We start from the raw sequence: 20,570 nt of genomic DNA, 5'->3' as shown, positions 1-20,570 counted from the left end.
TTTCCTGTGAAATGTAAAAAAAGTACATCAACATAATTGCTGATGTACGGTGGAATCAAAGGTGATCGGTCTTTTTAGAGTATGCACGTTTACCTTGCTCTATATTTTTTTGTTCTTGCTCATTTTTTTGTGCGCGTTTTGCATTATTATCGCGTGCTTTTTTGTCGTTATCACTCGTATGTGGCATATGTATCAACTCCATTCCTAAACGTTGTACGTTTATCATTTCCTTTTTCGTAAAGACTATGTATAGCGGTGCATTTATGAAGGGTAAAGGTGGATTCGAAATGGATTTGAAGTTGAATTATACTGAACTTATAAAGAAGTTAATCGTTGTAATCATCGCAGGTTTATTAAACGCGATTGGGATGAATTTATTTTTAACACCAGCAAAAGTGTATGCGAGCGGCTTTGCTGGATTGTCTCAATTATTATCACAAATATTAGGTGATTTTTTATCGATTCACATATCTACGGGAGTATTGTTTAGCTTATTTAATATTCCTGTCGTTATTTTAGCGTGGAAAAAGGTTGGAAAGGCCTTCACCTTTTTTAGTTTTCTTTGTGTTATATTTATGACTCTGTTTCTAGAAATCATCCCTGTTAGAGCGGTTTCGAATGATATTATATTAAATGCGATTTTTGGCGGGATTATTTCGGCAATTGGAGTAGGGATTGCTTTAAAGTGGGGTGCTTCTACAGGTGGATTAGATATTATCGCCATGATTTTATCAAAAATAAAAGATAAGCCTGTCGGTACATACTTTTTCTTTTTTAATGCAATTATCATTATCGCTGCTGGCTATGTATATGGATGGGAAAAAGCGTTATATACGTTAGTGACTTTATATGTATCAACGAGAATTATTGATGCAATTCATACTCGTCATGTAAAGATTACAGCATTAATTGTTACGAAGAATGGGGCGGACGTAAGAAAGGCGATTCACTCGCGATTAGTAAGAGGAATTACAACGATACCAGCAACAGGTGCTTATACGAATGAAAATAAAGAAATGTTAATGATGGTTATTACCCGTTACGAGTTATACGAATTGGAGAGGATTATTAAACAAGTGGACCCAGGTGCATTTACAAATATACTGCAAACAGTTGGGGTGTTCGGATTGTTTCGGAAAGATTAAAGAGGACCAAAGTTGGTCCTCTTTTTTAATGTACATTCGTAATGTTTTGCAATTGCTCTTGCATTTCACGGAGCTGAACTTTTTCAGCAGTTGAAGAGTTTGCGTAAGCGGATTGCAAAGCATTTTTTGCTCTATATACGAGATCTTGTTGCTCAGTACCGCTTGAACAAGATACGGCATTTTCAACAGCATCTCTAGCTTGTTGGAATAGTAAGTTCCCCATTTAAACCCCTCCAAAAGAAGAGTTACTTCTTGCCTTTTCTGCCTCAGCTAATGTACCTCTGTACGGGAATCTTGCATCATGCTTCATAACAGCATCGGCTCCTTGTTGGATAAAACGTTTTGATTTGTTCTTTTTACCCATTCGAAAAACCCCCTTTATTTAGCTGAAAACAATCGACGCGATGTCTTATGCGCCTACTTATAGTATGGGCATTTGGCAGGAAACTATAAGTAGGGAATTTTTAGATTACAACCCAAGAACCTCTTCTAAATATAAAGCAATACCATCTTCTTCGTTCGTTAACGTAGTATGGTTTGCGAGTGATTTTAATTCAGGGATGGCATTACCCATTGCGATGCCGTGACCAGCAAATTCAATCATTTCAAAATCATTATCTTCGTCACCGAAAGCGATAATTCGCTCTTGTGGAATGTTGTAATGACTAGAAATTTTTTGTAATCCGACCGCTTTATTTAATCCGCTTTTTACAATTTCAATAATCGGCCAAGGTGCACCCCATTTTCTATGGTCGATTACTTCCGCATGCATATCAGTTAAATGTTGACGAATTGCAGTAGAATGCTCGTCATGTGCGTCAATTAATAAGCAAGTTGGATGGTCATTTAAAATATTTAATAAGTCTCCTGTAAAAATCTTAGGAGAACCGAATTCGAAAATGTGTTTTTTATCTTCATCAATTTCACGAACATACACATCATCCATAACTTCAGCGTATATATTTTTTACGCCGAAATCAAAACAAGCTCGTACAATTTCTTGCGCTGTTGCTAGCTCAAGAGGAGAGTGATGTATACCCCAGTTTGAATCAAGAGGATGGTGCACGTACGCACCGTTAAAGTTTACGATAGGTGTATTCAGACCTAGTTCTTTATAGTAATCATAACTAGCGCGGAATGGACGTCCTGTTGAAATAACGACAACGTGTCCTTGTTCCTTTGCTTTTGCAATTGTATGTTTCGTTCGAGTGGAAATTATTTTGTTGTCTGTTAATAAAGTGCCGTCTAAGTCTAATGCGATTAAATGTTGTTTGTTCATAATTTCACCTCTTATAATAATTTTTTTGTTTCTATCTGTATTTCCGTTTTTAATATGCAGAAATAAGAGGTTAGACTGGGTGAGACCACCATAGATGGAGGTTTCACTATATATCCATCTTACGTCGCGAAGTACTATGGTGTCTACTATTTCTCGTTGGAAATTAAGAAAAGTCAACATCTTTTTAGAAAGTTCAAATAATGTTTCTTTCATTATGTACAAAATGTGAAAAGGATTACATTGCTCGTATGATGAGGCATATAATGAACATGTAATCTTCTCGTATATGTTTGACTCTCCTTTGAAACTAGCCTAGAGTAGGTTGGTTTCTTTTTTTCTACAGATAGGAAAGGAATTCCTTCCTAAGCTTGTGTCATTCATGTATATGTACAAGAATGAGATGTAGTACTTGTTTCCTAAACATGACAGAAAACCTTTCTTTTAAAATGGATATACTAATGAGGCAAGACGTCATGGAAGGAGAATGAAGATGGGACAAAATCGCAGGTTTCGTTCTGGACAAAAAGCGCCAAATGATGGCATTTACGTAGAAATTGGTGAAACGGGAAGTATGGTAAAAAATCCGCAAATGGTACAATTAACTGCCGGTGAAAAGTTTCCAGATAACACGAATCATAACCGCCAGTGGACATATAAAAGAAAACCGTAACAGAAGCCGCAATCTTTATTGCGGCTTTTTTGTTGTTACATAATGTAGTTTCATTTATCGTACTTTTTTTAATAGCATAATGAATGCTCCTTTTTTCTTTTTCCAATAATAAGTTTGAAAATGCATAGGCGAATTTATTGTATAAAAAAGTCAGTTGGCGTATAATTAAATCAAAGGTCAAAGAAAGTCAAACGTTTGGAGGGCTGTAAAGATGGACTTAAATCAAATGACAACAAAAACACAAGAGGCGATTATGAGTGCCCAATCTTTAGCGGTATCTCATCATCAAGAAGTAGATACTGTTCATCTCTTGTTTACATTATTAGAAGAGCAAGATGGGTTAGCAGTGCGTATTTTTCAAAAAATGAATGTCGATATAGAAGCGTTAAAGCAAGGCGCCGAAAGTTTAATTAAGAAAAAGCCTTCTGTAACGGGAAGCGGTGCAGAAGTAGGCAAATTATATATAACAGGTGCTCTGCAACAACTATTTGTAAGAGCAGGAAAAGAAGCAGAGAAATTGCAAGATGACTACATTTCAGTGGAACATGTATTGCTTGCTTTTTCTGAAGAAAAAGGCGATATCAATCAATTATTTACAAGATTTCATATTACGAAAGATAACTTATTACAGTCTTTAATGACAGTTCGGGGGAATCAAAGAGTGACTAGTCAAAATCCAGAAGCAACTTATGAAGCGTTAGAAAAATATGGCCGTGATTTAGTGGCAGAAGTGAGAGCAGGGAAAATTGATCCTGTTATTGGCCGGGATAGTGAAATTCGACGTGTCATTCGCATTCTTTCACGTAAAACGAAAAACAACCCTGTTTTAATTGGTGAGCCAGGTGTTGGTAAAACAGCAATCGTTGAAGGGTTAGCGCAGCGTATTGTGAAAAAAGATGTACCTGAAGGGCTAAAAGATAGAACGATCTTCGCGTTAGATATGAGTGCGCTCGTAGCTGGTGCGAAATTCCGTGGTGAGTTCGAAGAGCGTCTGCAAGCTGTATTAAATGAAATTAAAAAGAGTGAAGGGCGTATTTTATTATTTATTGATGAACTTCATACAATCGTTGGCGCCGGTAAAACAGAAGGTGCGATGGATGCAGGGAATATGTTAAAACCGATGCTTGCTCGCGGTGAACTACACTGTATTGGGGCGACGACATTAGATGAATATCGTAAATATATTGAGAAAGACCCGGCGTTAGAAAGACGTTTCCAACAAGTATTAGCAGAAGAACCAACTGTTGAAGATACAATTTCCATTTTACGTGGTTTAAAAGAGCGTTTTGAAATTTATCATGGTGTAAATATTCATGACCGCGCGATTGTAGCAGCATCAGTTTTATCAGATCGATATATTTCGGACCGTTTCTTACCAGATAAAGCAATTGATCTTGTCGATGAAGCGTGTGCAACAATTCGTACAGAAATCGATTCTATGCCGACAGAATTAGATGAAGTAACGCGTCGTATTATGCAGTTAGAAATTGAGGAAGCAGCTCTTGGAAAAGAAACAGATCGTGGTAGCCAAGAACGTCTTAAAACGTTGCAACGTGAACTATCAGATTTAAAAGAAGTTGCAAGTGGTATGAGAGCGAAATGGGAGAAAGAAAAAGAAGACATTCACAAAGTTCGTGACTTACGTGAACATTTAGAACGTCTGCGCCGTGAATTAGAAGAAGCAGAAGGTAATTACGATTTAAATAAAGCAGCCGAACTTCGTCACGGGAAAATTCCAGCAATTGAAAAAGAGTTAAAAGAAGCGGAAGAAATGGGCGCGCATAATAAACAAGAAAATCGTTTATTACGTGAGGAAGTAAGTGAAGAAGAAATTGCAGATATTGTTTCACGCTGGACTGGTATTCCTGTTGCTAAACTCGTTGAAGGTGAACGCGAGAAATTACTACGCTTAGAGCAAATCTTATCAGAGCGTGTCATCGGACAAGAGGAAGCAGTAAGCTTAGTATCAGACGCGGTTCTTCGTGCTCGCGCTGGTATTAAAGATCCGAACCGCCCGATTGGTTCCTTCATTTTCTTAGGCCCTACGGGTGTTGGTAAAACAGAACTTGCAAAAACGTTAGCGCAGTCTTTATTCGATAGTGAAGAGCAAATGATTCGTATTGATATGTCTGAGTATATGGAGAAACACGCAGTGTCACGCTTAATTGGTGCACCTCCTGGATATGTAGGATATGAAGAAGGCGGTCAATTAACAGAAGCGGTAAGACGTAAACCATATTCCGTTATTTTATTAGATGAAATTGAAAAAGCACATCCAGAAGTATTCAACATTTTATTACAAATGTTAGATGATGGACGCATTACAGATTCGCAAGGACGTACAGTGGACTTTAAAAACACAGTTATTATTATGACTTCAAATATTGGATCTGCTCATTTACTAGATGGATTAGAAGAAGATGGCTCGATTAAAGAGGAATCAAGAGACCTTGTAATGGGGCAATTAAGAGGACATTTCCGCCCTGAATTTTTAAACCGTGTTGATGAAATTATTTTATTTAAACCTCTTACAACGAATGAAATTAAAGGTATTGTTGATAAAATTGTAAAAGAATTACAAGGGCGTTTAGCTGACCGTCACATTACAGTAGAATTAACAGACGCAGCAAAAGAATTTGTTGTAGAAGCTGGCTTTGATCCGATGTATGGAGCTCGTCCATTAAAACGATACGTACAACGTCAAGTGGAAACGAAATTAGCGCGAGAATTAATTGCAGGAACAATTACTGACAATAGTCACGTAGTTGTCGATGTAGAAAATAACGAATTAGTTGTTCATGTGAAATAAAAATAAAAAAGAGTTCGGATAAAATCCGGACTCTTTTTTTAGTGTTGTTCTACTGGCTCGTTTGGAATTGCAGCTGAAATCGCTAGTACTAATACAGCAAGAACAACTGAGAAAATAGACGCTTGGTTAAAGTCGTATGTACCGCCAGTCATAGAGCCGATTACATAGCTCATCATATGTACAAGTAAGAACGACCAAATTAATGCCCAAATGAAACGCATATTTTACACCTCTATTCGTTCAATCTGTCCTTATTGTAACACAATTGAAAAAAGAATATAGAAAAATATTTGTAGATTTTTCAACGCAAATTTGCATTCCGTTCATACATTATAAAAGAGTGGTTTTATATGTTTAGAAAATAAGGCGGGGGAAAAATGAGTATTACGGAACGTTTTTTTTACTTAGAAAAAGAACCATGTGTCATTTATTTACCGGAGAAGCCAAATGGATTTTCGGTTATGCTCCTCGGTGATTACAACTACTTTATTGAGAATGGTACAAGTTTATGGACACAGCATGCGGGAAGATCTTATTTTTTACATGGCCTTATTGAGGAAGGCTACACAGTCTTTTCTTCTAATTTATACGGAAGGCACTGGGGAAACGACCAATCTGTTCGTCTAGCAAAACGTTTATATGATGTTGTTTTGAGAAAAGAGACGTTAAATGCGAAAATGCACATAATGGCAGATGGTATGGGTGCGCTTGTAGCACTTGAAATGATGAACAAATACCCTGAATGTATTCGTTCTGTCATTATGTTGAATCCATGTTTAGATTTACCAGAATATGTGGAATTTGAGAAAGAGCATAAGTTTTTTTACAAAAGATTAGTGAAGGAATTAAGTTTGGCGTATGATGCCAAAGAAGAAGAGTTAGATTTAAAAATAAATAAGAAATCATTTACGCTTCTGCCATCTTGTGTACCTGTCAAAGTTTTCGTATCAACACAAGAAAAAAGAGGAAGAAAACAACAGTTGCGTAAATATGAGAAAATGAGGCAATTAAATCAATGCGATACTTCTGTCTTGTTCCATCTGCAAGATGTGAAATATAAAATGGTTAGGCAAACGACTGATTTCTTTAAAAAATATGAAGAAGAATTGTGAAGCTCCCATATACATAAATGAGGAGCTATTTGTTTCAAGGAGAAAGGGTTGGTGGTATGGAACGCGTGCTGATAATAGGTGCACTTACGTTTGTAGGTTATCACCTTGTGAATAAAATGATCGCAGAAGAAGTAGAAGTGTATGGTCTTGATTTTGATGAATTCAATAGTATGACCAAAATTAATGAAGAGAAGTTATTGTTAATTGGGCGAAATGCGTTATTTACGTATTATTCGATAAGAGATGAAGATGGATGGAGATTAGTAGAGGAAGAGAGATTCGATACTGTTTACTTTTGCTTATATGAGCCAAATCAGCAATGTGGATTTCGGAATGAAAGAGTCATATTACAATATTTAAAGCGAATTATAAGAATGTGTGAAGAACAAAAATTGAAGTTAAATTTAATTTCTTCTATTGAAGTAGGTAGTACAGATGAATCGGAAAATAAGCGCATATTTTTGAAAGTAGAAGAAGGATTGAAAAAAGGGGATTTACAATATAGTGTATTTCGAGTTCCTACATTATATGGACCGTGGCAACCGTCTTTTATGATGTATCATCAGCTCATTTTATCAGAACTGGATGAGAAAGAGTGCTATTATGCGAGTGAGGAAAACGGAAGTGATCTACTGTACGTGGAAGATGTATGTGAATACTTATGGGAAAATGGAATGAACGAGCAGCATCTCGGTATATACAATTTGCTTAGTGGTAAAAAGTCATTATGGAAAAAAGGTATGAACCTTTTACGCGCGGATGATAAAGTAAATAAAAATAATAACGAAGTAAGAGATGAGGCTATCGAGGTAATTTCGATAAAAAGAAATACTCCGTTAGAATACGGTTTAAATAAGCAACTGGCACACATGAAAAAATATAAAGAGTTATACGAAGGGTAGCACGCGTGTTACACTATTGTATGTGAAAGTTTTAATGGAGAGGAAGAGTATAATATGAACGAAAAAAGCATGCAGTTTTTACAAATCGCAATGAAGCATTTACCAGAAGCAAAGGCCATTTTAGATGATAATGGAATTGCGCTTGATATGGAGAAAGCACAACCAGTATTAGAGTTATTGATGAAAGTTATGAACGAAGCATATGAGCTTGGGAAAGCAGATCAACAATAAAACCCTTTCTTTTTGAGGAGAAAGAGGCTCGAACCGTCGAGAGAAGCGGTTCGAGCCTTTTTATATTTCAAAAGAAACAGGGAAGGTATGTTTCTGTTTCTTTTAATAAACAATAAAGTGAATAATGCCTAGCTTTATGTTTTAGCTGAAATATATTCTAGACAAAAATACATTTATGTTTTAAAATTAGTACCAAGTCATAATAATTGATATAAAACGGAGGGCTGCGATGTGAACGTGGGCATTTTAGGGATCGGAAGATATGTGCCGGAAAAAGTAGTCACAAATCACGATTTAGAGAAGATAATGGATACATCCGATGAATGGATTCGTACGAGAACGGGAATTGCCGAAAGACGCATTGCCGATGATACAATAGATACTTCGTATATGGCCGTAGAGGCTGCTAAAAAAGCACTTGAAGATGCAGGGGTTAGCGGAGAAGATATCGATCTTATTTTGGTGGCGACAGTAACACCAGATCGTGCGTTTCCAGCAGTAGCTTGTGTCATTCAAGAAGCGATTGGAGCGAAACATGCAGCTGCAATGGATGTAGGTGCAGCATGTGCTGGTTTTATGTACGGAATGATTACAGCGCAGCAATTTATTCAAACGGGAACTTATAAAAATGTATTAGTAGTTGGTAGTGATAAACTATCTAAAATTGTAGACTGGAATGATCGAAATACAGCGGTACTATTTGGAGACGGAGCCGGTGCTATCGTAATGGGAGCTGTTTCAGAAGGAAGAGGCGTTCTATCTTTCGAATTAGGAGCAGACGGAAGTGGCGGTAAGCATCTTTATCAAGACGAGTATGTTATGATGAATGGCAGAGAAGTGTTTAAATTTGCCGTTCGTCAACTTGGTGAATCTTGTCTTCGCGTGCTGGATAAAGCTGGTCTTACGAAAGAGGATGTGGATTTCTTAGTACCGCATCAAGCGAACATTCGTATTATGGAATCTGCAAGAGAGAGATTAAATTTACCACAAGAAAAAATGAGTATGACAATTGAAAAGTTTGGTAATACATCAGCTTCTTCAATTCCAATTGCAATGGTAGAGGAATTGCAAAATGGACGTATTCAAGATGGTGATTTAATTATACTTGTTGGTTTTGGCGGCGGATTAACATGGGGAGCAGTTGCTCTTCGTTGGGGTAAATAAGGACTGAGAGAAAAAAAGGAGTGTATTTTGTATGGAAAAAAAGAGGGTCGTAATTACAGGGCTAGGAGCTGTTACACCGATCGGTACAGATGTTGAAACAGCGTGGGAAAACATTAAAAAAGGTGTATCTGGAATCGGACGACTTACAAGAATTGATCCGGAACTATTTCCAGCAAAAGTAGCAGCAGAAATTAACGACTTTGAAGTCGAGAAATATATTGATAAAAAAGAAGCGCGCCGTATGGATCGCTTTACACAATATGCAGTAGCAGCAGCGAAAATGGCAGTTGCAGATGCAAAGCTTGAAATTACAGAAGAAAACGGACCTCGAATTGGTGTATGGATTGGATCTGGTATTGGCGGTATGGAGACATACGAAGAACAATTTAAGATTTTTACTGAGAAAGGTCCGCGCCGTGTGAGCCCATTCTTCGTGCCGATGATGATCCCAGATATGGCAGCAGGTCAAGTATCAATCGCAACAGGAGCGAAAGGAATTAACACTTGCTCTGTAACGGCTTGTGCATCTGGTGCAAACTCAATTGGTGATGCATTTAAAGCAATTCAGCGTGGTGATGCTGATGCAATGATAACAGGCGGAGCTGAAGCGCCGTTAACAAGTATGGCATTCGCAGGATTTAGCTCAGCGAAAGCATTAACATTTAATGAAGACCCAGCAACGGCTTGCCGTCCATTTGATAAAAACCGTAGCGGTTTCGTAATGGGTGAAGGTTCAGGTATTTTAATTCTTGAAGAATTAGAGCACGCAGTAGCTCGTGGTGCTCACATTTATGCGGAAATCGCTGGTTACGGTGCAACTGGTGATGCATTCCATATTACAATGCCGGCTCCTGGTGGTGAAGGCGGCGTGCGTGCAATGCGTCAAGCTTTAGCAGATGCAGGTCTACAGCCAGAAGATATTGATTACATTAATGCGCACGGTACAAGTACGGATGCGAATGAAAAGTATGAAACGATGGCAATTAAAGAAACGTTCGGTGAGCACGCGTACAAAGTAGCAATTAGCTCAACGAAATCAATGACAGGTCACTTATTAGGAGCAGCTGGTGCTGTTGAAGCGATCTTCTCAATTAAATCAATTACAGACGGAGTAATCCCTCCAACAATTAACTATGAAACACCAGATCCAGAATGTGACTTAGATTACGTACCGAATCAAGCGAGACAACAAGAAGTAAATGCAGTATTAAGTAACTCACTAGGATTCGGTGGTCATAACGCAGTATTAGTATTTAAATCGTATAAATAATAGATGAAATAAGGAGTTTTTTCGTAGCATATTACGAAAAAACTCCTTATTTATTTTTACGTCTTTTTCTCTTGTAGCATATACATAAGAAAAAAGGAGGGATAAAGATGGGGGTTATTGAAACAGCTGAATGGCTACATTTATATTATGGACGGCCAGAAAAACTTTGTGAGAAATTTACGAAGTATATTCCGTTGCCAAAAGAAAGGTTGTATCGCTTTTTAATTTCAAAAGGGATGTATCGTCCGGTCATGCATGGGGAAAAGGAAATTAAAGAATTAGAGGAAAAGGAAATTTGGAAAGAGTTGAGCTTGGAGTATGATAAATTGAAAAATTGGTTGAAAGGTCCGGATGTCCCTGTCTTTATTTTATTATCAGATTCCTATAATCGAACTGTACAAGAAGAGTATAACGGTAGGGCTGGATTATCTATGCGTCATGTTATTTTCTTATTTGTATGTGGACGGAATTCGGTGGAAGAATTAAAGGTGTTATTGGCGCATGAATATCATCACATATGCAGGTTACATCAAATTGAGACGAAAGAAACAGAATATACATTACTTGATACGATGATTATGGAAGGGCTAGCTGAGCAAGCGGTAACGGAAAGATATTCAGAAAAAAACAATGCACCGTGGACGATGTATCTTTCAAAAGAAGAGGCTATTTATTATTGGAAAAATGTTGTACATGAAAGAATAAGTATAAAACGAGGAACAAGGGAGCACGACATCTTATTAAATGGATTTCACTCTTATCCAAAGATGCTTGGCTATGCGCTTGGATTTCATATTGTCAAAGATTGTGTAACATTGGAAGGAGAAGATACACTTTCTTTATTATCTATAGATGCAAAAGAAATATTGAATAAAGCAAATACATTTCATATATAAAAAAACAGGAGCTCTATTTCCTGTTTTTTTAGTATTAATAGAAGAAAAAATAATAATTAGAATATATTTCCTTAGGTGGAATAAAGTTAAGAAAAATTGAACATAATGATTGATACAAACAGTAGTGAAGTGAGGGGTAGTGAATGTTATATCTACATGATGTATGGGTAAATTGGTTTGAAGGTGAAGAGAATGGGTATAACGTTTGTCATTTTTACGAATGGCGGAAAGATGATACGATTGAGCTATTAGATCAAGTGCCATTATTAAAAGTAGATGCCACATTATATCATTACATCGAGGACGAATTGTTAGAGCTTCCGCAAAAATTGTTGGAAGACGTACATCATAAGGCTTATATTCGTAAAAATCATGAACGTTTGCAGCAAGAGTATTGCTTTGTTGTTACAGATGGAAAAGGAATTATTGCGATTGATACAATTGGTTACAATGTACCTATTCGTAAAAGCAGACTTATACCACGGCAAGAGCAGATGGTATATGAGATGGTAGAAAACGTACAAGCAGAAAAGTATGAGTTCCAAGTAGAAGAAACAGAAAAAGAACACCACATTTTATCACCATCGCCTTTCATTATGAATGGCTTGACTCGTAAAGAAAGACAACTAAAACAATTATTATTTATGGCGTTAGATCAATTACATACAACGAAAAATACAGCGGAAATTCGCTATTGGTACACAGAGTGGGATCCGTCAGCATATGGAACGGTCCAACATATGGAATTTGAAGATATTTGGGCAAGACTATATGATGAAGCGAAATCAGGCTGGTCTGAGAAGCACGAACAATTATGCGAGCGCCTTGTAAAAGGACAGCCGTTTTTTGAAAAGTTATGGGAAATGGAAAATGAGCAAAAGGTAAATTAAAAAACCGCCAATTGGCGGTTTTTTAATTTGGTGAAATCCAGCTCCAGCGGCAAGAATGTTCGGTGGCTTCGCGCCTTCCTGCGAGGCAAAAAGCGCCTTTACGTCAGGAGCTCCATCCCCCTCACATTCTAAACGAGCCGCTTCCACTTTATATGTAATTTAGCTCCGGCTCCTAGCCCTTCGCGTCTAAGAACCTTCCCCACGAGAAGGTAAAAAGCACCTTCTGTGGGAAAGAACTTTAGCCGTCAGGGCTAAGCAGTCGCCTCCGCTTTTTATGTTACCTACGTTTTCTGCTTAGTCCCATTGCGTTTTCTACTTTGCGTAGTTGTTTGAATGCAACGCGGTTTGCTTTTTCGGCACCTTTGTCTAGAATTTCGTCTAGTTCTGGGGAGCTGATTAGTTCGTTATATTTGTCTTGGATTGGGCGAATTGCTTCTACGACTACTTGTGCTAAGTCGCCTTTGAAGTCGCCGTATCCTTTTCCTTCGTACATTGCTTCTATCTCTTCAACTGTTTTTCCTGAGAATGAAGAGTAAATTGTTAATAGGTTAGAGATTCCAGGTTTATTTTCTTTATCGAATTTCACGATACCTTCTGAATCTGTTACAGCACTTTTAATTTTCTTTTCAATTGTTTTTGGTTCATCAAGCATACTGATCATTGATTTTGGATTCGGATCAGATTTACTCATTTTTTTCGTAGGTTCGGTTAATGACATAACGCGAGCTCCTACTTTTGGAATACGAATTTCAGGAACTATGAACACTTCACGGAAGCGTTTGTTGAAACGCTCTGCTAGATCACGTGTTAATTCCATATGTTGTTTTTGGTCATCACCAACAGGTACGATTTCTGTGTTATAAAGTAAAATATCAGCAGCCATTAATGGTGGATACGTAAGTAATCCAGCTGGAACTGAATCTCTACCTGAAGCTTTATCTTTATATTGTGTCATACGCTCTAATTCTCCAACGTAAGCAACAGATTGCATGATCCATCCTAGTTGAGCGTGTGCAGGTACTTCTGATTGTACAAATAAAGTAGCTTTTTCAGGATCGATGCCGCATGCTACATAAAGTGCAGCAAGACTACGAATGTTTTTGCGAAGTTGTATAGGATCTTGAGGTACTGTAATGGCATGTTGGTTTACAATACAGAAATAGCAATCGTGTTCGTTTTGAAGCTCTGTAAATTGCTTCATAGCCCCTAAATAGTTTCCAAGTGTAATCGTTCCGCTTGGCTGAATACCAGAAAAGATAACTGACATAATTATTTCCTCCTAAATTTGAATGCGTGATAGGGAAGAGAAGGCAAACAAAAAAGCCCATTCATCCCAAAAAACTATAGGGACGAATGGACCGCGGTACCACCCTAATTATTTCACTACTGTGAAATCTCTCTAATCCATAGTAACGTCTGGATATAACGCCAAGGCCTACTACTTTCGGTTCGGTTTGGTGCTCAAAAGCCCATTCCATACTGTACAATTACTTGTTCACACCGACCACAAGCTCTCTGAAATTGCATCAATATGTACTCTTCTTTATCATCGCATACATATAAATTTATTTATTGTTACTTGAGCTCTTTTAATATGAAAGAACTAAAGTTTTATAACAAAATGTTTTGCTGATTATTATATCATATGGGATAGTGTTTGCAAACTACATCAAAATAGTAAAGCTAATGAGGGTCGAGAACAACCCAAGAACGATACCTGTAATACAAATTGGATATGTCCATTTGAATGAATATGTTTTATAAATACGTTCTTTCTTATCTGTAGGTTCCTCGACTTCTTCAATTAAAGAGTCAATCTTTTTGTTCGTGCCAAATACTCTCTGGAAAGCGTAAAGAGTTACATTGAAAAATCCATTTTGAAATATGAATAAAAAACCACCTATCAGAATAAAAAATAGCGCGATATAAAACGAGATGTTGACAAAGTTCAACAAAAATTGAGATGAAATGAGGAATGCACCAATACTAGAAGCAATCATCGCTATAAAAATTAGTATACAAGTATGAAAAAAAACTTTATTCAAAATATTCCCCTCCGTCAAAATATTACTAGAATTATTATACTATAAAAGCTATAATAAGTACTAGAAATAATTTTTTGAAAATTATACACAATTAAAGGTCTGATTTTAAGATGATGGTAGCAATGTTAACGTATCCCTTTACGAAAAATTAAAAATATAAACATTTTATTAAAAATTTTAACAAAAAAACAAAAAACTATATTCACAATCGTCGTATTATATGTATAATGAAAATTGTAGAAACTTGGAGATTATTCTTTCAATTCTACTTTTTAACAAGTGAGGGTACAGGAAGTGCAATTAGGGGAGGCAACACAACATGAAGAAAAAGATACCGTTATTACTTGCATCAACTTTAACTGCAAGTATGTTGCTTGGCGCGTGTAGCTACCAAAAAGATGATGCAAAAGCAAAAGGGAAAGAGAACGCTACGAGTAGTAGTAACGGAAAACAGATTCTTAATTTAACAGAGTTATCTGAAATTCCGTCAATGGATGCATCATTAGCATCTGACTCTTCATCTTCTACAGCATTAAATAATACGATGGAAGGTTTATATCGTATTGGCAAAGATCAAAAGAGAATGCCTGGCGTTGCAGAAGATGTCGAAAAGCTAGATGATGGGAAGAAATACATATTTAAATTAAGAAAAGATGCGAAATGGTCAAATGGGGAACCTGTAACAGCTAAAGACTTTGTGTATTCATGGAAAAGAGCCGTAAATCCAGATACAAAAGCAACGTATTCGTACATTATGTTCGATATTAAAAATGCAGAGAAAATTCATAAAAAAGAATTACCTGCTGACCAATTAGGTGTAAAAGCGATTGATGATTATACATTAGAAGTGGAATTAGACAATCCCGTTCCTTACTTTATCGATTTAACAGTTTATCCAGTATTTTACCCGCTAAATGAAAACTTTGTAAAAGCACAAGGTGATAAGTTTGGTTTAGAGGCAAATACAACATTATATAACGGTCCATTCGTTATGAGTGATTGGAAACATGAACAAAGTTTCCAATTCAAGAAGAATCCTTCATATTGGGATAATAAAACGGTTAAAATCGAAGAAATCAACTTTAATATTGTAAAAAATACAGCAACTGATGTAAATTTATATGAGACAAACGCGATTGATCGTGCGGCTTTAACGTCTGAATTTGTTGATAAGTTTAGACAAAGCCCAGAGTTCCAAACAAGAAAAGAAGCAGGGGTTGCTTACTTAAGATTTAATCAAAGTAATCAGTACTTAAGTAATAAAAACTTAAGAAAAGCAATTTCAATGTCCTTTGACCGTGATAACATTGCGAAAGTTATTTTAAATAACGGTGCAATTGGAGCTTACGGATTTGTTGGAAAAGATTTCGCTGAAGGTCCGAATAAAAAAGATTTCCGAGCTGAAAATGGAAAGCTAGTTGAAACAAATCCAAAAGAAGCGAAAAAGCTTTGGGAAACAGCGAAGAAAGAGCTTGGAACTGATAAAATCGAACTAGAATTCTTAAACTTTGATAATGAAGATGCTAAAAAAGTTGGTGAATTCTTAAAAGGTGAGATAGAAAAGAACTTACCAGGTTTATCAATTAAAATTAAACAGCAACCATTCGCACAAAAAAATAAATTAGAAGATTCTCAGCAATATGATATTGCGTTTGGTATTTGGGGACCAGATTTCCCAGATCCAATCTCATATTTAGATATGTTTGTTACGAATGGTTCTCAAAATAAAACAGGGTATTCTAATCAGAAGTATGATGAGTTAATCCTAAAAGCTAAAACAGATACAAAAGATTTACAAGCTCGCTGGAACAACCTTCTAGAAGTAGAGAAGATGTTAATTAAAGAAGATGCAGTTATCACTCCAATCTTCCAAAAAGGTTCAGCGTATGTAGTAAAAGGTGCCGTAAAAGATATTATCCCAATTAACTATGGTGGTAAATTAACTTACAAATGGGCATCTGTTGAACAAAAATAATCTTTTTTTTCCATCGTTTACAAGGGTATATGCCTATGATGGGCATATGCTCTTATTTTAAAAAAATAAAAGTAAGAATATTTTAAACTATCTTATTGCTTTTGAGAAAAACGGGGAGGTGCTTGACTATGGGACGTTATGTATTAAAACGTTTCGTGTACATGGCTTTGACATTATTTTTAATTACTACACTGACTTTCTTTTTGATGAAATTACTTCCGGGTTCTCCGCTTAAAAACCAGGAGAAGCTATCACCGGCACAAAAAGAAATCATTCTTGAAAAATACGGATTAAATGATCCGGTACCAGTTCAATACGCACGTTACTTAGGTAACTTAGCAAAAGGTGATTTAGGGGTATCATTCCAATATGATAACCGCCCAGTAACAGACATGATTGTGGATCGTATTGGACCATCAGCCCAATTAGGTTTACAAGCGATTATATTAGGGACATTTATCGGTTTAATTTTAGGTATTGTTGCCGCACTTCGTAATAATACGTGGGTGGATTATAGTGCAACAGTTATTTCGGTACTCGGAATGTCGGTACCATCATTCGTATTCGCCGCATTACTACAATATTTCGTAGGGGTAAAACTTGGTTGGTTCCCGGTAGCATTCTGGAAAGGACCAGAGTTTACTGTAATGCCTACAATTGCATTATCGATGGGAGTTATCGCAACAATCGCACGTTTCTCTCGTGCAGAATTAATTGAAGTTATGCAGTCAGACTATATTTTAACAGCGAAAGCAAAAGGAATTAGTCAAGGCGTTATCATTGTAAAACACGCACTTCGTAACGCGTTAATTCCAGTTGTAACAATTTTAGGACCAATGGTTGCGGCATTAATTACAGGAACACTTGTTATCGAGCAAATTTATGCTGTACCAGGACTTGGGGAACAATTCGTTAAATCGATTACTTTAAATGACTATACAGTTATTATGGGAACTACGATTTTCTATAGTGCAATCTTCATTTTAGTTATTTTCATTGTCGATATTTTATACGGAATTATTGATCCTCGTATTCGTTTAGCGGGAGGGAAAAAATGATGAAAGATGTACAAAAATTATCTCCAGATTTATTTCAACAAGCCAATCAAAATAATGTTGATAATGAAGTCATTGCCCGTCCAAGCTTAACGTTTTGGCAAGATGTAAGAAGACGTTTGTTCCAACATAAAGGTGCGATGCTTGGCCTTGTATTATTAGTAATCATTGCGCTATTAGCGATTTTTGGACCGATGGTAAGTAAACACTCGTATAAAGAGCAAGATTTAGGTCGTGCGAAATTACCACCAAAAATTCCAGTTATTGAAAATGTTCATTGGTTACCATTTGACGGTACAGATCAATATGGTGTTGACCAATATGAAAAACGTGATATTAAAGAGTACTTCTGGTTTGGTACAGATGATCTTGGCCGTGACTTATGGACAAGAACATGGGAAGGTACACGCGTATCATTATATATCGCTCTTTTAGCAGCAGCAATTGACTTAGTAATTGGGGTTGCATACGGAGGTATTTCAGCATTCTACGGCGGTAGAGTAGATAATATTATGCAACGTATTATGGAGATTATTAACGGTATTCCATACTTAATCATCGTTATTTTAATGGTAATCATTATGGGATCTGGTATTTGGTCAATTACACTCGCGATGGCGATTACGGGTTGGATAGGGATGTCGCGGATTGTTCGTGGACAAATCCTAAAGTTAAAAAACCAAGAATATGTATTAGCATCTCGTACATTAGGTGCAACAAATACACAATTAATTGTGAAACATTTAATTCCAAACGTAATGGGACCTATTATCGTAATGACAATGTTCACAATTCCATCAGCGGTGTTTGGTGAAGCGTTCTTAAGTTTCATTGGTTTAGGAATTCAGCCACCATTCGCGTCACTTGGTTCTCTTGTAAATGATGGTTATAAATCTATTCAAACGTATCCACACATGATGTTCATCCCTGCGGTTGTCATCAGTATGTTAATTCTAGCATTCAACTTAATGGCAGATGGATTACGCGATGCGTTAGATCCAAAAATGCGTAAGTAAATGAGGAGGGAGAAGTAAAAATGAAAACATTGTTAGAGGTAAAAGATTTACAAGTCTCCTTTGATACACATGCAGGTGAAGTACAAGCAGTGCGCGGAGTTACTTTTGATTTGAAAAAAGGGGAAACATTAGCGATTGTAGGAGAGTCTGGTTCTGGGAAATCAGTTACTTCTAAAGCGCTAATGGGGTTAATCCCAAATCCTCCAGGCCGTATTAAAAATGGAGAGATTGTATTTGACGGTCGTGATTTAACGAAATTAACGGAAAAAGAAATGCAGCAAGTTCGTGGTAAAGATATCGCGATGATTTTCCAAGATCCAATGACATCATTAAATCCAACGATGACAATTGGGAATCAAATTATGGAAGGTCTTATTAAACACCAAGGGATGAGTAGAGGAGACGCACGTAAAGTTGCGTTAGAATTAATCGACCTTGTAGGTATTCCAAATCCAGAAGCACGTTTAAAACAATATCCTCACCAATTCTCAGGTGGTATGAGACAGCGTGTAGTTATTGCGATGGCGTTAGCTTGTAACCCGAAATTATTAATTGCCGATGAGCCGACAACAGCGCTAGACGTTACGATTCAGGCACAAATTTTAGAACTTATGAAAGACATTCAGCAAAAAACAGAAGCGGCAATTATTTTCATTACGCATGACTTAGGTGTAGTAGCAAACGTTGCTGACCGAGTGGCAGTTATGTATGCTGGTAAAGTTGTTGAAATTGGAACTGTAGATGAAATTTTCTATAATCCGAAACATCCATATACTTGGGGCTTAATCGCATCTATGCCAAGTTTAGATGGTTCAGAGGAAGAGTTATACGCAATTCCTGGAACGCCTCCGGATTTATTGAAGCCGCCAAAGGGTGATGCTTTTGCACCACGTAACCCACAGGCGCTGAAAATTGATTTTGAAATGGAACCGCCTTTATTTAAAGTAAGTGATACACACTATGCGGCAACTTGGTTACTTCACGAGCAAGCTCCAGAAGTAAAACCGCCGGCAGTTGTTGAAAAACGTATTCTTCAAATGAAAGCAGGTGAACAACATGACTAAACAACGTGAGAAATTAATTGAAGTAAAAAATGTAAAGCAGCACTTCGACGTGAGTGGTGGTGTTGTCAAAGCGGTTAATGATATTTCATTTGATATTTACCGCGGAGAAACATTTGGTCTTGTAGGAGAATCAGGTTGTGGTAAATCAACAACTGGAAGAACGATTATTCGTTTATATGATGCAACTGCTGGTGAAGTATTATTCGATGGTGAAAACGTACATGGTAAGAAATCACGCACAGAATTGAAGAAATTCAACCGTAAAATGCAAATGATTTTCCAAGATCCATACGCATCACTAAATCCTCGTATGACAGTAGGGGATATTATCGCAGAAGGTATTGATATTCACGGATTAGCGAAAAGTAAAAAAGAGCGCATGGACCGTGTTCATGAACTACTAAACACAGTTGGTTTAAATAAAGAGCACGCAAACCGTTTCCCACACGAATTCTCAGGTGGACAACGTCAGCGTATCGGTATCGCTCGAGCGCTTGCTGTAGAACCAGAATTTATCATTGCCGATGAGCCGATCTCAGCACTTGACGTATCGATTCAGGCGCAAGTTGTAAACTTACTGAAAAAGTTACAAAAAGAAAAAGGGTTAACATACTTATTCATTGCCCATGATTTATCGATGGTAAAATACATTAGTGACCGCATCGGCGTAATGTACCGTGGTCAAATTGTAGAACTGACAACAAGTGAAGAGTTATATGCGAATCCAGTTCATCCATATACGAAATCACTATTATCAGCAATTCCGCTACCAGATCCAGATTATGAGCGTAATCGTAAACGTATCGTATACGATCCATCGCAGCATGATTACGGTAGCGAAGTGCCAACAATGCGTGAAATTCGTCCAGGACATTTCGTACTATGTTCTGAAGCAGAGTATAAGAAATATAAAGAAATCTATCAATAAAAAAGAGCCATTCTTCCATTGCGGATGAAGTGACCCCTAAAAGTTAGACACGGTTATTTCATTAGGCAGCTTGATAAAAGTGAGTCCGGTATTGTACCGGGCTCATTTTTAATTTTGCC

22 protein-coding genes and 1 other annotated feature are annotated in these 20,570 nt (G+C 37.0%); of the genes, 15 read left to right on the top strand and 7 right to left on the bottom strand.

Annotated features, from left to right (window positions below; translation table 11 throughout):
* Positions 1-55: 55 nt before the first annotated feature.
* A complete protein-coding gene (locus ACLBXA_RS11925) occupies positions 56-187 on the bottom strand; it encodes a DUF3941 domain-containing protein (protein WP_001120845.1) in 132 nt (43 codons plus the stop codon).
* Between the two features lie 100 nt (positions 188-287).
* Here ACLBXA_RS11925 and ACLBXA_RS11920 point away from each other — a divergent pair, with 100 nt between their 5' ends.
* The gene (locus ACLBXA_RS11920) at positions 288-1,145 is read left to right on the top strand and encodes a YitT family protein (RefSeq protein WP_000364431.1); all 858 of its coding nucleotides are present in this window, start codon (positions 288-290) and stop codon (positions 1,143-1,145) included.
* A 25-nt stretch (positions 1,146-1,170) separates the two neighbouring features.
* Here the strand turns inward: ACLBXA_RS11920 and ACLBXA_RS11915 are convergent, their stop codons facing one another.
* The 3 genes from ACLBXA_RS11915 to ACLBXA_RS11905 all read right to left on the bottom strand — a co-directional run bounded on the left by ACLBXA_RS11915 (position 1,171) and on the right by ACLBXA_RS11905 (position 2,424).
* On the bottom strand, positions 1,171-1,368 hold the full coding sequence (locus tag ACLBXA_RS11915) for a DUF3813 domain-containing protein (RefSeq protein ID WP_000527408.1): 198 nt from the start codon (positions 1,366-1,368) through the stop codon (positions 1,171-1,173).
* Positions 1,369-1,509, bottom strand: coding sequence for a hypothetical protein (locus tag ACLBXA_RS11910; protein ID WP_000516816.1), 141 nt, complete (start codon positions 1,507-1,509; stop codon positions 1,369-1,371).
* 105 nt (positions 1,510-1,614) lie between these two features.
* Positions 1,615-2,424 (bottom strand): Cof-type HAD-IIB family hydrolase, encoded by an 810-nt coding sequence (locus ACLBXA_RS11905; protein ID WP_001041241.1) that lies wholly within the window; start codon positions 2,422-2,424, stop codon positions 1,615-1,617.
* 490 nt (positions 2,425-2,914) lie between these two features.
* Here ACLBXA_RS11905 and ACLBXA_RS11900 point away from each other — a divergent pair, with 490 nt between their 5' ends.
* The gene (locus ACLBXA_RS11900; RefSeq protein ID WP_000531422.1) at positions 2,915-3,094 is read left to right on the top strand and encodes a YjzC family protein; all 180 of its coding nucleotides are present in this window, start codon (positions 2,915-2,917) and stop codon (positions 3,092-3,094) included.
* Positions 3,095-3,305: 211 nt separating this feature from the next.
* Positions 3,306-5,903, top strand: a complete 2,598-nt coding sequence (clpB, locus tag ACLBXA_RS11895; RefSeq protein WP_447617226.1) for an ATP-dependent chaperone ClpB — start codon at positions 3,306-3,308, stop codon at positions 5,901-5,903.
* 38 nt (positions 5,904-5,941) lie between these two features.
* On the opposite strand, the gene ACLBXA_RS11890 is transcribed toward clpB, so the two are convergent.
* Positions 5,942-6,124, bottom strand: a complete 183-nt coding sequence (locus ACLBXA_RS11890) for a YjzD family protein (RefSeq protein ID WP_001211116.1) — start codon at positions 6,122-6,124, stop codon at positions 5,942-5,944.
* A 156-nt stretch (positions 6,125-6,280) separates the two neighbouring features.
* Between ACLBXA_RS11890 and ACLBXA_RS11885 the strand changes: the two genes are divergently transcribed.
* The 7 genes from ACLBXA_RS11885 (at position 6,281) to ACLBXA_RS11855 (ending at position 12,368) form a co-directional block, all read left to right on the top strand.
* Positions 6,281-7,015, top strand: coding sequence for a hypothetical protein (locus tag ACLBXA_RS11885; protein WP_000028706.1), 735 nt, complete (start codon positions 6,281-6,283; stop codon positions 7,013-7,015).
* Between the two features lie 29 nt (positions 7,016-7,044).
* Complete coding sequence (locus tag ACLBXA_RS11880; RefSeq protein ID WP_000486171.1) at positions 7,045-7,917, top strand: NAD-dependent epimerase/dehydratase family protein; 873 nt, start codon at positions 7,045-7,047, stop codon at positions 7,915-7,917.
* Positions 7,918-7,971: 54 nt separating this feature from the next.
* The gene (locus tag ACLBXA_RS11875) at positions 7,972-8,148 is read left to right on the top strand and encodes a ComZ family protein (protein ID WP_001003335.1); all 177 of its coding nucleotides are present in this window, start codon (positions 7,972-7,974) and stop codon (positions 8,146-8,148) included.
* A gap of 231 nt (positions 8,149-8,379) precedes the next feature.
* A complete protein-coding gene (gene fabH, locus ACLBXA_RS11870) occupies positions 8,380-9,312 on the top strand; it encodes a beta-ketoacyl-ACP synthase III (RefSeq protein ID WP_001100533.1) in 933 nt (310 codons plus the stop codon).
* 31 nt (positions 9,313-9,343) lie between these two features.
* Positions 9,344-10,582 (top strand): beta-ketoacyl-ACP synthase II, encoded by a 1,239-nt coding sequence (fabF, locus tag ACLBXA_RS11865; RefSeq protein WP_097825786.1) that lies wholly within the window; start codon positions 9,344-9,346, stop codon positions 10,580-10,582.
* A gap of 107 nt (positions 10,583-10,689) precedes the next feature.
* Positions 10,690-11,478 (top strand): DUF2268 domain-containing protein, encoded by a 789-nt coding sequence (locus ACLBXA_RS11860; RefSeq protein WP_000538198.1) that lies wholly within the window; start codon positions 10,690-10,692, stop codon positions 11,476-11,478.
* 143 nt (positions 11,479-11,621) lie between these two features.
* The gene (locus ACLBXA_RS11855) at positions 11,622-12,368 is read left to right on the top strand and encodes a YjbA family protein (protein WP_000966119.1); all 747 of its coding nucleotides are present in this window, start codon (positions 11,622-11,624) and stop codon (positions 12,366-12,368) included.
* A 277-nt stretch (positions 12,369-12,645) separates the two neighbouring features.
* Here the strand turns inward: ACLBXA_RS11855 and trpS are convergent, their stop codons facing one another.
* Both trpS and ACLBXA_RS11845 read right to left on the bottom strand, forming a co-directional pair.
* On the bottom strand, positions 12,646-13,635 hold the full coding sequence (gene trpS / locus ACLBXA_RS11850; RefSeq protein ID WP_000110979.1) for a tryptophan--tRNA ligase: 990 nt from the start codon (positions 13,633-13,635) through the stop codon (positions 12,646-12,648).
* A gap of 75 nt (positions 13,636-13,710) precedes the next feature.
* Positions 13,711-13,927 (bottom strand) — a binding site (T-box leader).
* A gap of 105 nt (positions 13,928-14,032) precedes the next feature.
* Positions 14,033-14,413, bottom strand: a complete 381-nt coding sequence (locus ACLBXA_RS11845; protein ID WP_001045002.1) for a DUF3899 domain-containing protein — start codon at positions 14,411-14,413, stop codon at positions 14,033-14,035.
* A 319-nt stretch (positions 14,414-14,732) separates the two neighbouring features.
* Between ACLBXA_RS11845 and ACLBXA_RS11840 the strand changes: the two genes are divergently transcribed.
* From ACLBXA_RS11840 to ACLBXA_RS11820, 5 genes are all read left to right on the top strand, one after another.
* A complete protein-coding gene (locus tag ACLBXA_RS11840; RefSeq protein ID WP_000727209.1) occupies positions 14,733-16,388 on the top strand; it encodes a peptide ABC transporter substrate-binding protein in 1,656 nt (551 codons plus the stop codon).
* Between the two features lie 128 nt (positions 16,389-16,516).
* Positions 16,517-17,446, top strand: coding sequence for an oligopeptide ABC transporter permease (gene opp3b, locus ACLBXA_RS11835; RefSeq protein ID WP_000534168.1), 930 nt, complete (start codon positions 16,517-16,519; stop codon positions 17,444-17,446).
* Positions 17,443-18,459 (top strand): oligopeptide ABC transporter permease, encoded by a 1,017-nt coding sequence (opp3C, locus tag ACLBXA_RS11830; protein ID WP_000974107.1) that lies wholly within the window; start codon positions 17,443-17,445, stop codon positions 18,457-18,459. Before opp3b ends, opp3C begins: the two co-directional genes overlap by 4 nt.
* A gap of 20 nt (positions 18,460-18,479) precedes the next feature.
* On the top strand, positions 18,480-19,523 hold the full coding sequence (locus ACLBXA_RS11825) for an ABC transporter ATP-binding protein (RefSeq protein WP_000854341.1): 1,044 nt from the start codon (positions 18,480-18,482) through the stop codon (positions 19,521-19,523).
* The gene (locus ACLBXA_RS11820) at positions 19,516-20,451 is read left to right on the top strand and encodes an ABC transporter ATP-binding protein (RefSeq protein ID WP_000166354.1); all 936 of its coding nucleotides are present in this window, start codon (positions 19,516-19,518) and stop codon (positions 20,449-20,451) included. Before ACLBXA_RS11825 ends, ACLBXA_RS11820 begins: the two co-directional genes overlap by 8 nt.
* Positions 20,452-20,570 lie beyond the last annotated feature (119 nt).

The sequence above is a fragment of the Bacillus sp. D48C genome, assembly GCF_053345735.1.
The sequence above is the reverse complement of the archived record's forward strand: the minus strand, read 5'-3'. Positions and strand labels throughout refer to the sequence as shown.